Source organism: Microlunatus panaciterrae (assembly GCF_016907535.1).
Lineage (GTDB): Bacteria > Actinomycetota > Actinomycetes > Propionibacteriales > Propionibacteriaceae > Microlunatus > Microlunatus panaciterrae.
In genome coordinates this window covers 261,308-276,623 of sequence record NZ_JAFBCF010000001.1, presented here as the reverse complement: position 1 = coordinate 276,623, position 15,316 = coordinate 261,308, and the positions used below count along the sequence as shown (strand labels likewise).

Annotated in this window: 10 protein-coding genes; all 10 read left to right on the top strand. The window is 69.0% G+C overall.

Annotated features, from left to right (window positions below; genetic code table 11):
• Window positions 1–2 precede the first annotated feature (2 nt).
• The 10 genes from trpA to JOE57_RS01175 all read left to right on the top strand — a co-directional run bounded on the left by trpA (window position 3) and on the right by JOE57_RS01175 (window position 15,308).
• A complete protein-coding gene (trpA, locus tag JOE57_RS01220) occupies window positions 3–848 on the top strand; it encodes a tryptophan synthase subunit alpha (RefSeq protein WP_204920122.1) in 846 nt (281 codons plus the stop codon).
• Complete coding sequence (locus JOE57_RS01215; RefSeq protein WP_338041093.1) at window positions 845–1,498, top strand: SCO family protein; 654 nt, start codon at window positions 845–847, stop codon at window positions 1,496–1,498. Before trpA ends, JOE57_RS01215 begins: the two co-directional genes overlap by 4 nt.
• Window positions 1,495–2,022, top strand: coding sequence for a DoxX family protein (locus tag JOE57_RS01210; protein ID WP_338041092.1), 528 nt, complete (start codon window positions 1,495–1,497; stop codon window positions 2,020–2,022). The genes JOE57_RS01215 and JOE57_RS01210 overlap by 4 nt, the downstream gene beginning before the upstream one ends.
• Window positions 2,019–2,735 (top strand): DsbA family protein, encoded by a 717-nt coding sequence (locus JOE57_RS01205; protein WP_204916027.1) that lies wholly within the window; start codon window positions 2,019–2,021, stop codon window positions 2,733–2,735. Before JOE57_RS01210 ends, JOE57_RS01205 begins: the two co-directional genes overlap by 4 nt.
• A complete protein-coding gene (gene lgt / locus JOE57_RS01200) occupies window positions 2,732–3,739 on the top strand; it encodes a prolipoprotein diacylglyceryl transferase (protein WP_204916026.1) in 1,008 nt (335 codons plus the stop codon). Before JOE57_RS01205 ends, lgt begins: the two co-directional genes overlap by 4 nt.
• A gap of 455 nt (window positions 3,740–4,194) precedes the next feature.
• Window positions 4,195–8,646, top strand: a complete 4,452-nt coding sequence (gene gltB, locus JOE57_RS01195; RefSeq protein ID WP_239579039.1) for a glutamate synthase large subunit — start codon at window positions 4,195–4,197, stop codon at window positions 8,644–8,646.
• Between the two features lie 53 nt (window positions 8,647–8,699).
• Entirely contained in the window at window positions 8,700–10,166 is a 1,467-nt protein-coding gene (locus tag JOE57_RS01190) for a glutamate synthase subunit beta (protein ID WP_204916024.1), read from the top strand.
• A gap of 241 nt (window positions 10,167–10,407) precedes the next feature.
• A complete protein-coding gene (locus tag JOE57_RS01185; RefSeq protein ID WP_204916023.1) occupies window positions 10,408–10,932 on the top strand; it encodes a DUF1697 domain-containing protein in 525 nt (174 codons plus the stop codon).
• 291 nt (window positions 10,933–11,223) lie between these two features.
• Window positions 11,224–14,766, top strand: a complete 3,543-nt coding sequence (gene dnaE / locus JOE57_RS01180) for a DNA polymerase III subunit alpha (RefSeq protein WP_204916022.1) — start codon at window positions 11,224–11,226, stop codon at window positions 14,764–14,766.
• A complete protein-coding gene (locus tag JOE57_RS01175; RefSeq protein WP_204916021.1) occupies window positions 14,751–15,308 on the top strand; it encodes a hypothetical protein in 558 nt (185 codons plus the stop codon). Before dnaE ends, JOE57_RS01175 begins: the two co-directional genes overlap by 16 nt.
• Window positions 15,309–15,316: the final 8 nt, after the last annotated feature.

The window sequence follows — 15,316 nt, the reverse complement described above, 5'->3', positions numbered from 1 at the left end:
GCATCACCGGCCGCCGGTTCGCCGAGATCCGGGCGCAGGGCCGGGGTGCCCTGGTGGGGTACCTCCCGGTGGGCTACCCCGACGTGCCGATCTCGCTGGCGGCGATGCGGGCGCTGACCGGCGAGGGAGACGCTCCCGGCGTCGACCTGGTCGAGATCGGGATGCCCTACAGCGATCCGGTAATGGACGGTGCGACGATCCAGAAGGCCGGCACCCGCGCCCTGCAGCGTGGCGTCCGGACCGCGGACGTCTTCGCCGCTGTCGGCGCCGTCGCCGCCACCGGCACCCCGGCCGTCGTGATGATCTATTGGAACCTCGTCGAGCGCTACGGCGCCGACGCCTTCGCGCGGGACCTCAAGAACGCCGGGGGCGCCGGGCTGATCACGCCGGACCTGACCCCGGACGAGGCGCAGGAGTGGTTCGAGGCCTCCGACGCGCACGGTTTGGACCGGATCTTCCTCGTCTCGCCGTCGTCGACCGACGACCGGCTGGCCCGGACGGTGTCATCCTGCCGGGGGTGGGTGTACGCGACGTCGCTGATGGGCGTCACCGGCACCCGGACCCAGACCTCGTCGCTGGCCCCCGCCCTGGTCCGGCGGATCCGGACGCTCGACCCGGAGGCGATGGTCGGCGTCGGGCTCGGGGTGTCCAACGGTGCCCAGGCCCGCGAGGTCGCCGAGTTCGCCGATGCCGTCATCGTCGGCTCGGCACTGCTGAACCCGCTGCTGACCGCCGACGACGCCGGACGGCCGGAGGACCTCTCCGGTCTGCGTACCGTCGTCGCCGACCTGGCCGCCGGTGTCCGGTCGGGAACTTCGCTGGCATCCCAGGGGTTAAGCGGGTCGTGACGAGAACCTGCCACCGGCTGTCCCTGGCACTCGTCGCCGGGCTGCTGGTGCTCGTGGCCGGGTGCACGGCGTCGGGTTCCGACAACCCGGCCGGCGTCCAGGTGCGGCGGTCGGCGGATCCCAGCGGCTTCCGTGGCGCCGCGCTGGCGGAGCCGTACACCATGCCCGACCAGTCGTTCACCGACACCTCGGGCCAGGCCTACAACCTGCGAACCACCTCGTCGCGACCGGTGACACTGCTCTTCTTCGGCTACACCCACTGTCCCGACGTCTGCACGGGGGTGATGTCCGATGTGGCCACTGCGCTCAGCCGGATGGATCCCTCGGCACGGGAGCGGATCCAGGTCGTCTTCGTCACCACCGACCCGGCCAGGGACAACGAGAAGACCATCCGCGCCTACCTCGACCGCTTCGACCCCGACTTCGTCGGTCTGACCGGCGACCTGCCTGCCATCAAGACCGTGGCCGGGCGGGTCGGTGTCGACATCGAGGGGATGAAGAAACTGCCCAGCGGCGGCTACGAGGTCGGCCACTCGGCGCAGGTGCTCGGGTTCGGCAAGGACCACAAGGCGAGGGTGCTGTGGACCCCGTCGACGGCGGTCGGCGACCTGATGCACGACTTCGACCTGCTGGTCGCCAAGCAGCAGTGAACACCACCGGCCCGGTGGCGGTGTGGGTCTCCACCGCGGCCCGTCTTCCGCTGGCCGCGGTCTTCGTCGTCGCCGGCGCCCTCAAGGTGGTGGACCCGGTCGCCTCGGTCCAGGCCGTCCGGGCCTACCAGCTGCTGCCTGCCGGGCTGGAGACGTTGGTGGGCTGGGGACTGCCGTTCGCGGAGATCGCCCTCGGGCTGCTGATCCTGGTGGGCCTGCATACTCGCGCCGCCGCGGCCGTCGCCGGCCTGCTGTTGCTGACCTTCATCGGTGGGGTGATCTCGGTAGCCGCCCGCGGGCTGAGCATCGACTGTGGCTGCTTCGGCGGCGGCGGTCGGGTGGCACCCGGCCAGACGGCCTATGCTGCCGAGATCGCGCGTGACGTCGGACTGCTGCTGGCGGCCGGTTGGCTGGTGTGGCGGCCGCGCAGCCACCTCAGCGTGGACGGCGCCTTCGGAGCCCACAGGGTCTACCGGTACGAGGACACGCGGGTCCAGGAGTTCGGGGACGAGGAGAGTCGATGAGCAACGCACGGAGCAGGGCCGAGCAGCAGCGTGACCTCCAGCTGAGACGGCGCCGGGAACGCCGGCTGCTGACCGCCGTCGCAGCCGGGCTGGTTCTGCTGGTGGTGGCCGGTGGCGTCCTGCTGCAGACCTGGCGCACCCACCGGACACCCTCCGCGGCGACCCACAGCTCGGCCGGCTTCGCTCCGGTGAGCGTCGAGCCCGGTAAGCCGCTGTTGCTGGGCAAGGCGGGCGCTCCGGTCAAGATCACCCTGTACGAGGACTTCCACTGTCCGCACTGCGCTGACTTCGAGGAGAAGCTGGGCCCGGTCATCACCGAGCAGCAGAACAGCGGCACCGTGGTCGTGGAGCTGTTCCCGATGGCCTTCATCGACGAGGGCTCGCTGGCGGCGTCGAACGCGATGGCCTGCGCGGCCGAGAACGGATTCGGGCAGAGCTACTACCTGGGACTGTTCGCGAACCACACTCTGCAGTGGAACCAGAGCCAGCTGATCGACCTGGCGACCCGGACTGCCGGCGGCTCCCGTGGTCGGTTCGACAGCTGTGTCACCACCGGGGCGCACGCCTCCTGGGTCGACTCCATCAACGCCGCCGCGCAGTCGGCCGGTGTCGACTCCACCCCCACCATGTTCCTCGACGGCAACCCGGTTGATGTCGGCCGGCTGACACCTGACACCCTCAGAACCATGATCTCCGAGGCCGCGGCGAAGTGACCCCGCTCTTCATCCCCAGCCCACCCACCGGCGTCTGGCACCTCGGCGGCTTCCCGATCCGGGCGTACGCCCTGTGCATCATCGCCGGGGTCATCGTCGGTGTGGTCATCGCGACCCGTCGCTGGGTGCGTCGAGGTGGCCAGCCCGACACGATCGAGATGGTGGCTGTGGTGGCCGTGCCGTTCGGCATCATCGGCGCCCGGATCTACCACGTCATCACCGACTACCAGCTCTACTTCGGACCCGGGCGGGACCCGATCGACGCACTGAAGGTCTGGAACGGCGGCCTCGGGATCTGGGGCGGGGTGGCCTTCGGCGCCCTGGGCGCCTACCTGGTCGCCCGGCACCGCGGAGTCCGTTTCCCCGCCCTGGCCGACGCGATGGCGCCCGGGATCGTCGTTGCCCAGGCCATCGGGCGCCTGGGGAACTGGTTCAACCAGGAGCTGTTCGGCCGGCCGACCACGCTGCCGTGGGGGCTGCGGATCGACCCGCAGAACCGTCCGGACGGCTTCGCGCAGTATGAGACGTTCCACCCCACCTTCCTGTACGAGCTGGTCTGGAACCTGGGCGTGGCCGGCGTGCTGGTCTGGGCCGACCGCAAGTTCCGGCTCGGGCACGGCAAGGTCTTCGTGCTCTACATCGTGCTGTACACCGCCGGCCGGTTCTGGGTCGAGGCGCTGCGGATCGACAAGGTGAACGAGATCGGCGGCTTCCGGCTGAACAACTACACCTCGGTTGCGGTGTTCCTGCTGGCGCTGGCCTGGTTGATCTGGCTGGTCAGGACCAAGCCGGGTCGCGAGGAGATCGTCGAGGGCGTCCGGTCAGGTTCCGCCGCCAGCAGCGGGGCGGCTACCGGCCCGACCGAAGACCTGAGCCTGTCGAAGGGCGGCGACGAGTCCACCGAGAGCGCCCGGGCCGCAGCCGGGCCGAGCGAGCGGGACGGTGCGGGAAAGAGCGAGCGGGACGGCGTGGGGGAGGGCGAGCGGCCGCCCGGGACCGGCTGATCCGTCCGCAGCGGCCGCAAGCGAGAGAATCTCCTCCCGATCGGCGGCCACTCCGCACAATTGCCGTCGGCGTGAAACCGCGTTGGCAACTGGTGGCCGGTAGGCGTAACGTGTGGACGCTGATAACCCATCAGCACCACCGGGATTTGTTGAGATGTGGCCCACACCCTGGCCAGATGACGAGACTGCCCGTCCGCACTGTGGGACGATTGAGTTAGAGTCAGCATCCACCTCGGGCCAACGGTGTCCCCGGTGCGCCGATGCCTGCCCCCTCAAGGGCACAGGTCCCCCCGGCCAGAACCGAACCTCTGGCCACCGGCACCGACGACGGGAGTCTTCGTATGACAGTTGTGCATGCCTCAGGCCAGACCTCGGGCCAGCCGACCCTGCGCGAGCGCGCCGCGGCCGGCGGTCTCTACGACCCGCTGCTCGAGCACGACGCGTGTGGTGTCGCCATGGTCGCCACGCTGACCGGCGAGCCCAGCCACACCATAGTCGAACAGGGCCTCGAGGCCCTTCGCAACCTGGACCACCGCGGTGCCACCGGAGCGGACGCGGCGACCGGTGACGGAGCCGGCATCCTGATGCAGATCCCGGACGCCTTCCTGCGTGCGCACGTCGACTTCGAGCTGCCCAAGGCAGGCAGCTATGCGGTAGGCACGGCGTTCCTGCCGACCGATCCGGATGCGGCCGCCAAGGCCAAGGCGACCATCGAGCAGATCGCCGACGAGGAGAACCTGACCGTGCACGGCTGGCGGGTGGTGCCCACCGTGCCGGACTCGCTGAGTGACGTGTCGCGGGCCAACATGCCGCACTTCGAGCAGCTCTTCGTCTCGGCCAAGGGCAGTCCGCTGATCGGCATGGCGCTGGAACGGATGGTCTACTGCCTGCGCCGCCGGGCTCAGCACGAGACCGGCGTGTTCTTCGCGTCCCTGTCGAGCCGCACGCTGGTCTACAAGGGCATGCTCACCACCATCCAGCTGGAGGAGATCTTCCCCGAGCTGCACGACCCGCTGATGGCCAGTGCCCTCGCGGTGGTCCACTCCCGCTTCTCCACCAACACCTTCCCCGCCTGGGAGCTGGCCCATCCGTACCGGCTGATCGCCCACAACGGTGAGATCAACACGGTCAAGGGCAACCGCAACTGGATGCGGGCCCGTGAGGCCCTGCTGGCCTCCAACGTCATCCCCGGCGACCTTGAGCGGATCTTCCCGATCTGCACCCCGGGCGCCTCGGACTCCGCATCCTTCGACGAGGTCGTCGAGCTGCTGCACCTCGGCGGCCGGTCGCTGCCGCACGCCATGCTGATGATGATCCCGGAGGCGTGGGAGAACAACACCGAGATGGACCAGTCCCGGCGTGACTTCTACGCCTTCAACTCCTGCCTGATGGAGCCCTGGGACGGTCCGGCCTGCGTCGTCTTCACCGACGGCACCCAGATCGGCGCGGTGCTGGACCGCAACGGCTTGCGCCCGGGCCGCTACTGGGTCACCGACGACGGCCTGGTGGTGCTCGCCTCCGAGTCGGGTGTGCTGGACATCCCGGCCGCCAAGGTGGTCTCGAAGGGCCGGCTGCAGCCGGGCAAGATGTTCCTGGCCGACCTGGCCGAGCACCGGATCATCTCCGACGAGGAGGTGAAGGGCCAGCTCGCCGCGGCGGCCCCGTACGGCGAATGGCTGCTGGCTGGTCGACTGCAGCTCAACGACCTGCCCGACCGCGAGCACACCGTGCACAGCCACGCCTCAGTGACCCGGCGCCAGCAGGTGTTCGGCTACACCCAGGAGGAGCTCCGGATGATCCTGGGGCCGATGGCGACGGCCGGTGCGGAGCCGATCGGCTCGATGGGCACCGACTCGCCGATCGCCGCCCTCAGCGACCGTCCCCGGCTGCTGTTCGACTACTTCTCGCAGCTGTTCGCCCAGGTCACCAACCCGCCGCTGGACGCCATCCGCGAGGAGCTGGTCACCTCCCTGTACAACACCATCGGCCCGGAGTGGAACCTGCTGGACCCCGGTCCGGCCTCCTGCCGCCGGGTGGTGCTGCCGTTCCCGGTGCTCGACAACGACGCCCTCACCAAGATCCGTCACATCAACAAGGATGGGGATCTGCCCGGCTACGCGACCCACGTCGCGCGCGGGCTGTACGACGTCAGCGGCGGAGCCGAGGCGCTGGCCGCCAAGCTCGACGACCTCTGCCGCGAGGTGTCGGCAGCGATCCGCGACGGTGCCCGGACCATCATCCTGTCCGACCGGCACTCCAACGCCGAGCTGGCCCCGATCCCGTCCCTGCTGCTGACAGCGGCGATCCACCACCACCTGGTACGGGAGAAGACCCGGACCCAGGTCGGCCTGGTGGTCGAGGCCGGTGACGTGCGTGAGGTGCACCATGTTTCGCTGCTGATCGGCTTCGGTGCCGCCGCGGTCAACCCCTACCTGGCGATCGAGTCCGCCGAGGACCTGGCCCGGTCCGGTGTCTACGTCAACGTCGAGCCGGAGCAGGCGGTCAAGAACGTCGTCAAGGCGCTCGGCAAGGGCGTGCTCAAGGTGATGAGCAAGATGGGCGTCTCGACCGTCGCCTCCTACACCGGCGCGCAGATCTTCGAGGCGCTGGGTCTGTCGGCCGACGTGGTCGACAGGTACTTCACCGGCACCACCAGCAAGCTCGGCGGCGCCGGGCTGGCCGAGCTGGCCCGTGAGGTGCAGGCCCGGCACCTGGTCGCGTATCCGCTGGACGGCATCCCGCTGGCGCACCGCACGCTCGATGTGGGCGGCGAGTACCAGTGGCGTCGCGAGGGCGAGCCGCACCTGTTCGACCCAGAGACCGTCTTCCGGCTGCAGCACTCCACCCGGGCCGGCCGCTACGACATCTTCAAGCAGTACACCAGGCACATCGACGACTCCTCGGAGCGGCTGATGACGCTGCGTGGTCTGCTGAAGTTCGCCTCCGACCGGACCCCGGTGCCGATCGAGGAGGTCGAGCCGGTGTCGGAGATCGTGAAGCGGTTCTCGACCGGTGCGATGAGCTATGGCTCGATCAGCCAGGAGGCGCACGAGAACCTGGCCATCGCCATGAACCGGCTCGGCGGCAAGTCCAACACCGGCGAGGGTGGCGAGGACCGGGACCGGCTCTACGACCCGACCCGGCGGAGCGCCATCAAGCAGGTCGCCAGCGGTCGGTTCGGGGTCACCTCCGACTACCTGACTAACGCCGACGACATCCAGATCAAGATGGCCCAGGGAGCCAAGCCCGGTGAGGGCGGCCAGCTTCCAGGACCGAAGGTGTACCCGTGGGTGGCCAGCACCCGGCACTCGACCCCGGGGGTCGGGCTGATCTCGCCGCCGCCGCACCACGACATCTACTCAATCGAGGACCTCAAGCAGCTGATCCACGACCTCAAGTGCGCCAACCCGTCCGCTCGGGTGCACGTCAAGCTGGTCGCCGAGGTCGGGGTCGGTACGGTCGCAGCCGGCGTCAGCAAGGCGAAGGCCGACGTGGTGCTGATCTCCGGCCATGACGGCGGCACCGGTGCTGCTCCGCTCACCTCGCTCAAGCATGCCGGCGGGCCGTGGGAGCTCGGCCTGGCCGAGACCCAGCAGACCCTACTGCTCAACGGCCTGCGGGACCGGATCGTGGTGCAGGTCGACGGCCAGCTCAAGACCGGCCGCGACGTCGTGATCGGCGCGCTGCTCGGTGCCGAGGAGTTCGGTTTCGCCACCGCCCCGCTGGTGGTGAGCGGCTGCGTGATGATGCGTGTCTGCCACCTCGACACCTGCCCGGTGGGCGTCGCCACCCAGAACCCCGAGCTGAGGGCCAGGTTCAGCGGCAAGCCGGAGTTCGTGGTCAACTTCTTCGAGTTCATCGCCCAGGAGGTGCGCGAGTACCTCGCCCAGCTGGGCTTCCGCTCGATCGCCGAGGCGGTCGGCCATGTCGAGGCGCTGGAGACCCGCGAGGCGATCGGGCACTGGAAGGCGCACGGGCTGGACCTGAGGCCGATCCTGTACAAGCCCGAGATCGCCGCGACCGAGCCGCTGCACTGCGTCACCGGTCAGGACCACGGTCTGGACCTGGCGCTGGACCAGGAGCTGATCGCCATCTGCCGGCCGGCTCTCGAGACGGGCGAGGCGGTCCGCGCGTCGGTGAAGATCCGGAACGTCAACCGGACGGTGGGCACCATCCTCGGCCACGAGGTGACCAAGGCGACCGAGGGCAAGGGGCTGCCGGACGGTACGATCGACATCACCTTCAGCGGATCGGCCGGGCAGAGCTTCGGCGCCTTCCTGCCGGCTGGGATCACGCTCCGGCTCGAGGGCGACAGCAACGACTACCTCGGCAAGGGCCTCTCCGGTGGTCGGCTGGTGATCCGCCCCGACCGGTCGTCGGCCTTCGTGGCCGAGGACCACATCATCGCCGGCAACGTGATCGGCTACGGTGCCACCTCCGGCGAGATCTTCATCCGTGGCCAGGTGGGCGAGCGGTTCTGCGTCCGCAACTCCGGCGCCACCGCCGTGGTCGAGGGGCTGGGTGACCACGGCTGCGAGTACATGACCGGCGGGGTCGTCGTGGTGCTCGGACAGACCGGGCGCAACGTTGCGGCCGGCATGTCCGGCGGGGTGGGCTACTTCCTCGACCTCGACCTGGCCCGCCTGAACTCGGAGCTGGTCGACGCGGTGCCGATGACCCAGGCCGACCAGGACCTGGTCAAGAGCCTGGTGATCCGGCACGGCGAGGAGACCGAGTCGGCGGTGGCCGCCCGGCTGCTGGCCGACTGGGACGGATGCGTCCAGCGGTTCGTGAAGGTGCTGCCCCGCGACTATGCCCGGGTGCTGGCTGCCCGGGAGGTCGCCGAGGCTGAAGGGCTCGATGACGAGGCCACCACCAAGAGGATGATGGAGGCCGCCCATGGCTGAGCGCCGGGTTGCACTGACGTACATGGCTGATCGTGATGTCTGGAGGTACCCGCATGGCTGATCCACGTGGATTCATGACCACCCCACGCGAGGTGGCGCAGCGTCGTCCCGTCGCCGAGCGGGTGCACGACTGGCACGAGGTCTACCCGGGTACCCCCGGGCGGGCGCTGCTGCCGATCATCGGCAAGCAGGCCGGTCGCTGTATGGACTGCGGCATCCCGTTCTGCCACACCGGCTGCCCGCTGGGCAACCTGATCCCGGAGTGGAACGACCTGGTCTGGCGCGGCGACTGGGACGCCGCCCTCGACCGGCTGCACGCCACCAACAACTTCCCGGAGTTCACCGGGCGGCTCTGCCCTGCTCCGTGTGAGACCGCCTGCGTGGTGGGAATCAACGCCGACCCGGTGACGATCAAGAACGTCGAGGTCACCATCATCGACAAGGCCTGGGACGAGCGACGGGTCACCCCGCAGCCGCCCGAGTGGCACACCGGCAAGACGGTGGCCGTGGTCGGGTCCGGACCGGCCGGACTGGCGGCGGCCCAGCAGCTCACCCGGGCCGGACACACGGTGGCCGTGTTCGAGCGGGCGGAGGAGCCGGGCGGCCTGCTGCGGTTCGGCATCCCCGAGTTCAAGATGGAGAAGTCGGTCCTCGACCGGCGGATCCGACAGATGAAGGACGAGGGCACCCACTTCCGCTGTGGTGTCAGTGTCGGCGTCGACGTCACCGGGCGACAGCTCAAGGAGCGCTACGACGTCGTGGTGCTGGCGATCGGCTCGACCGTCGGCCGGGACCTACCGGTGCCGGGCCGGGAGCTGGCAGGCATCCACCAGGCGATGGAGTATCTGCCGCAGTCCAACCGGGCGGTGCTCGGCCGCGAGGTGCCCAACCAGATCACCGCCAAGGGCAAGAACGTCGTCATCATCGGCGGCGGCGACACCGGCGCGGACTGCCTGGGGACGGCCATCCGGCAGGGTGCTGCCTCGATCACCCAGCTCGAGATCATGCCCACGCCGCCCGACCAGCGTCCGGGCCACCAGCCCTGGCCGACGTACCCGATGATCTATCGGGTCTCCTCCGCGCACGAGGAGGGTGGCGAGCGGATGTACTCCGTGTCCACCAGTGAGTTCACTGGTGACGGCCAGGGGAACGTGGCCTCGCTGAGGCTGTCCGAGGTCAAGTTCGAGGCCGGCCGGATGTCGCCGGTCGAGGGCACCGAGCGGGAGATCCCGGCGGACCTGGTGCTGCTGGCGATGGGCTTCACCGGCCCGGAGACCGACACCGTCGTGTCCCAGCTCGGCGTCAGCCTGGACGAGCGGGGCAACATCGCCCGCGACGACAGCTATGCCACCGACGTCGACGGCGTGTTCGTCTGCGGCGACGCCGGCCGGGGACAGTCCCTGATCGTCTGGGCCATCGCCGAGGGGCGCGCGTGCGCCGCCGGTGTGGACGCCTACCTGTCGGGCAGCACCAAGCTGCCCAGCCCGATCCGCCCCACCGCCCGGCAGATGATCGTCTGACCCGGGGCGTTGGGGTGTCGGTTTCCCGGGCGCTGGGGGTGTCGGTTTCCCGGGCGCTGGGGGGTGTCGGTTTCCCAAGTCGACTTGGGATTCTGTCACGCAGCCAGGCAGATTTCCCTGGTCATGTGACAGGAAACCTGGCCGGGTCAGCGCTGACCGCCGCGGATTGGTGCTGCGGTGGTGACTGCGGATGTGATGAGGTGTACGTATGGGAGACCGCCGTCATGACCAGGGATGACCGATGACCCGGTATGCGGCGTTGCTGCGCGGCGTCAATGTGGGCGGCCGGAAGGTGGGGATGCCGGAGCTCAGGGAGGTCGCCGAGCAGCTCGGGTATGCCGAGGTGTCCACCTACATCAATAGTGGCAACCTGCTGCTCTCCAGCGGCCGCTCTGCCACCACCATCCGCACCGAGCTGGAGCGGGCGCTGAACGGGCGGTTCGGCTACCCGGCCCGGGTGATCGTCCGCGACCACTCCCAGCTGCGCAGCGTGCTCACGGCCAACCCTTACCCGGAGGGCAACCCGAGCCAGGTCACGGTCGCCTTCCTTGCTGCCGGTCCCGATCCCGAGGTGGCCGACCGGATGGCCGGGCTGGCCACCGCGGACGAGCAGTTCACCATCGCCGACACCGAGATCTACGTCGATTTCGCCGGCGGCCTCGGCCGGAGCAAGCTGGCCGAGAGGCTGCAACAGGTGGTCGGCGTCGACCTCACCGTCCGCAACGTCCGTACCGTCGGCAAGCTGGTCGATCTGCTGGACCGCTGACGTTTCTCACCCCACGTCGACCCGGGTGCGCACGGCGGCACGGCCGCCCGGCCGTCGAGCAGCTCCTCGGCCCGCCGGCGGGCGGTTCCCCCGGTGCTGGATGATGGGCGGTGGTGCAGTCACACCGCAGGGCAGCGTTCGACGAGGACCGCCGTTGTCAGTGCGGTGTCCGATACTGCGAGTCGGGCTGGGTGCAGCACGCTCGGAGCATTAGGCTTGGTCCTCTCGCTGGACTTCCCCGCAGCACCAGTGGCACGACGGTTTTCATCACTCTGGAGGTAGGGCAGGTTCATGGCTGACACGAGTGCCGCGGCTGGGAAGAGCGACTCGTTCGTCCATCTGCACGTCCACTCCGAATACTCCATGCTGGATGGCGCGGCGCGGGTCTCGGACCTCTTCAAGGGCTGCGAAGAGATGGGTATGCCGGCCGTCGCCGTCACCGACCACGGCAACCTCTTCGGCGCCTACGAGTTCTACAAGAACTCCAAGGACAGCTCGGTCAAGCCGATCATCGGTCTTGAGGCGTACGTCACGCCCAAGACGCACCGCTCCGAACGGAAGCGGGTGCGCTGGGGCGACGGTGGCGGTGACGACGTCTCCGGCGGTGGCGCCTTCACCCACATGACCCTGCTGTCGGAGAGCACCGAGGGCATGCACAACCTGTTCCGGCTGGGCTCGCGGGCCTCGCTGGAGGGCTACTTCTACAAGCCGCGGATGGACCGCGAGCTGCTCTCCGAATACTCCAAGGGCCTGATCGCCACCACCGGGTGCCCCTCAGGCGAGGTACAGACCTACCTGCGGTTGGGCAAGTACGACGAGGCGGTCAAGAGCGCAGCCGAGTTCCGCGACATGTTCGGCGCCGACAACTACTTCGTCGAGCTGATGGACCACGGCCTGACCATCGAGAACCGGGTCCGCAAGGACCTGTTGCGGATCGCCAAGGACCTCAACCTGCCGCTGGTGGCCACCAACGACCTGCACTACGCCCACCGGGACGACGCCGCCAACCACGAGGTGCTGCTCTGCGTCCAGTCGGGCTCGACCATGGCCGACGCCAACCGGTTCAAGTTCGACGGTGACTCCTACTACCTGAAGAGCCCGGCCGAGATGCGGGCGCTGTTCGCCGAGCTGCCGGAGGCCTGCGACAACACGCTGGCCATCGCCGAACGCTGCAACATCGAGTTCACCGAGGGCATCGGCACCTACATGCCGCGGTACCCGTGTCCGCCCGGGGAGAACGAGGAGTCCTGGTTCGTCAAGGAGGTCGAGAAGGGGCTCCGGTTCCGCTATCCCCGGGGTGTCCCGGACGAGGCCCGCCGTCGAGCGGCGTTCGAGACCGAAGTGATCATCTCGATGGGCTTCCCCGGCTACTTCCTGGTGGTGGCCGACTTCATCACCTGGGCCAAGGAGAACGGCATCCGGGTCGGACCTGGCCGTGGCTCCGGGGCCGGCTCGATCGCCGCCTACGCGATGCGCATCACCGACCTGGACCCGATCGAGCACGGCCTGCTGTTCGAGCGCTTCCTCAACCCCGACCGGGTGTCGATGCCGGACTTCGACATCGACTTCGACGAGCGTCGTCGCGGTGAGGTGATCCGCTACGTCTCGGACAAGTACGGTGACGACCGCGTCTCCATGATCGTCACCTACGGCACCATCAAGGCCAAGCAGGCCGTCAAGGACGCCTCACGGGTGCTGGGCTACCCGTACGCGATGGGGGACCGGATCACCAAGGCGATGCCACCTGCGGTGATGGGCAAGGACGTGCCGCTGTCGAAGATCTTCGACGCCAGCCATGACCGGTACGGCGAGGGCGGCGAGTTCCGGGCGCTCTACAACAGCGACCCGGACGTCAAGTCGGTCGTCGACACGGCTGCCGGGCTGGAGGGCCTGAAACGCAGCTCCGGCGTGCACGCGGCCGGGGTGATCATGTCCAGCGAGCCGCTGCTGGACATCATCCCGATCATGAAGCGCGAGCAGGACGGCGCGATCATCACCCAGTTCGACTACCCGACCTGCGAGTCGCTCGGGCTGATCAAGATGGACTTCCTCGGCCTGCGCAACCTGACCGTCCTCGACGACGCGGTCGCCAACATCACGCTCAACCGGGGCAAGCAGATCGTACTGGAGGAGCTCGCCCTCGACGACGCGCCGACCTATGAGCTGCTGGCCCGGGGCGACACCCTGGGCGTCTTCCAGCTGGACGGCGGCCCGATGCGCTCGCTGCTGCGCAGCATGCGTCCAGACAGCTTCGCCGACATCTCCGCCGTGCTGGCGCTCTATCGCCCGGGCCCGATGGGTGCCGACTCGCACAACAAGTACGCCCGGCGCAAGACCGGCCGTGAGGAGGTCACCCCGATCCACCCGGAGCTGGCCGAGCCGCTGGAGGAGATCCTGGGCGAGACCTACGGGCTGATCGTGTACCAGGAGCAGGTGATGGCGATCGCCCAGCAGCTGGCCGGCTACTCGTTGGGCCAGGCCGACCTGCTGCGCCGGGCGATGGGCAAGAAGAAGAAGTCCGAGCTGGATAAGCAGTTCGCGAACTTCTCCGCCGGGATGGCCGAGCGCGGCTACTCCAAGGCCGCCATGCAGACGCTGTGGGACATCCTGCTGCCGTTCTCCGACTACGCCTTCAACAAGTCCCACACCGCCGCGTACGGTCTGGTGTCGTACTGGACGGCGTACCTGAAGGCCAACTACACCTGCGAGTTCATGGCCGCCCTGCTGACCTCGGTGCAGGACGACAAGGACAAGATCGCCATCTACCTGGCCGAGTGCCGCCGGATGGGTATCAAGGTGCTGCCGCCGGACGTGAACGAGTCCGCCGCCAACTTCACCCCCGTCGGCAGCGACATCCGCTTCGGCCTGACGGCGATCCGCAACGTCGGCTCCAACGTGGTCGACGGCATCGTCGCCGCCCGGGAGGAGCACGGCAAGGCGGCCAACTTCCACGGCTTCCTGGACCAGGTGCCACTGGTGGTCTGCAACAAGCGGGTGATCGAGTCGCTGATCAAGGCCGGGGCGTTCGAGTCGATGGGGCACACCCGCAAGGCCCTGATGACCGTGTACGAGTCGGCGGTGGATGCCGTGCTCGACCTCAAGCGCAACGAGGCGCACGGGCAGGACGACCTGTTCGGCAGCTTCGGCGACGAATCGGGTCCGCTGATGTCGGGCACCGTCCCGGACATCGCCGACTGGGACAAGCCGACCAAGCTGGCCTTCGAGCGCGAGATGCTGGGGCTCTACGTCAGCGACCACCCGCTGCAGGGCCTGGAGCACATCCTGCTCGCCGAGCGCGACCTCGGCATCGGCCAGCTGATCTCCGACGACGGACCCCGCGAGGGCATGGTCAATATCGCCGGGATGATCACCCAGGTCACCCGCAAGACCACCAAGCGGGGCGACATCTGGGCCATCATCACCGTCGAGGACCTGGAGGCCTCCGTCGACGTCCTGATGTTCCCCAAGGTCTACGACCTGGTGTCGACGGTGCTGGCCACCGACACGGTGGTCCGGGTGAAGGGCCGGATCCAGGTGAAGGAGGACGCCGTCGAGCTGCACGGCCAGGAGCTGACGCTGCCTGACACCAGCGACCCGACCTCGACCGGCCCGGTGGTCATCTCGTTGCCGGCCGTGCGCTGCACGCCACCGGTGGTGGAGCAGCTGCGGGTGGTGCTGGCTGCGCATCCCGGGATGACCGAGGTGCGGCTGCGACTGCAGTCGTCGAGCAAGACGACGGTGATGAAACTGGACCACGGGCTTCGGGTCACCCCCTCTCAGCCGCTGATGGCTGACCTGAAGGCGCTGTTGGGCCCGTCGTGTCTGGCGTCCTGACCGGCACCGGGCAGCCGCTGCGCCGTGGTCGCCGGCGGACCGCCGCCTGGATCGCCGGCTATCTGCTGCTGTCGGTGATCGTCGGTGGCTTGGCCGGTGTCGCCTGGTGGCGGCTGGTGCACCTGCCGGCCTACCGGGTCAGCAGTGACGGCGGTGCCGCCACCACCGAGCGGGGGCTGACCGAGTTCTTCGCCAGCGACGCCTGGTTCACGGCGTTGGGCCTGGTGGTCGGGGTCGGGTTGGGCATCGTCGCCTGGCGCTGGTTCGCCCGGCTCGGCTGGCCGCTGGTGCTGTTGGCCGCGCTGGGGGCGTTGCTGGCCGGGTTCGCCTGCTGGTACCTCGGCTACCGCCTCGGCCCCGGACCCTTCGAGCCCAGGCTGGCGGCCGCCCAGCCCGGCCAGTACGTCCCGATCGAGCTGACGGTCCGAGCCAAGGCGTCCTTCGTGGTCTGGCCGTTCGCGGCCACGCTGCCGATCCTGCTGCGGTCCTCGCTCGGCCCGGACGACGAGGACCCGCGGCCCTTCCGCCGACCTCGCCGCTGAGGCTCCGG

Bases quoted from the DNA above. Each gene is read 5' to 3' on its own strand.
- dnaE (WP_204916022.1), top strand. From the start codon at position 11,224: ATGGCTGACACGAGTGCCGCGGCTGGGAAGAGCGACTCGTTCGTCCAT.
- JOE57_RS01190 (WP_204916024.1), top strand. From the start codon at position 8,700: ATGGCTGATCCACGTGGATTCATGACCACCCCACGCGAGGTGGCGCAG.
- gltB (WP_239579039.1), top strand. From the start codon at position 4,195: ATGGTCGCCACGCTGACCGGCGAGCCCAGCCACACCATAGTCGAACAG.
- JOE57_RS01185 (WP_204916023.1), top strand. From the start codon at position 10,408: ATGACCCGGTATGCGGCGTTGCTGCGCGGCGTCAATGTGGGCGGCCGG.
- JOE57_RS01205 (WP_204916027.1), top strand. From the start codon at position 2,019: ATGAGCAACGCACGGAGCAGGGCCGAGCAGCAGCGTGACCTCCAGCTG.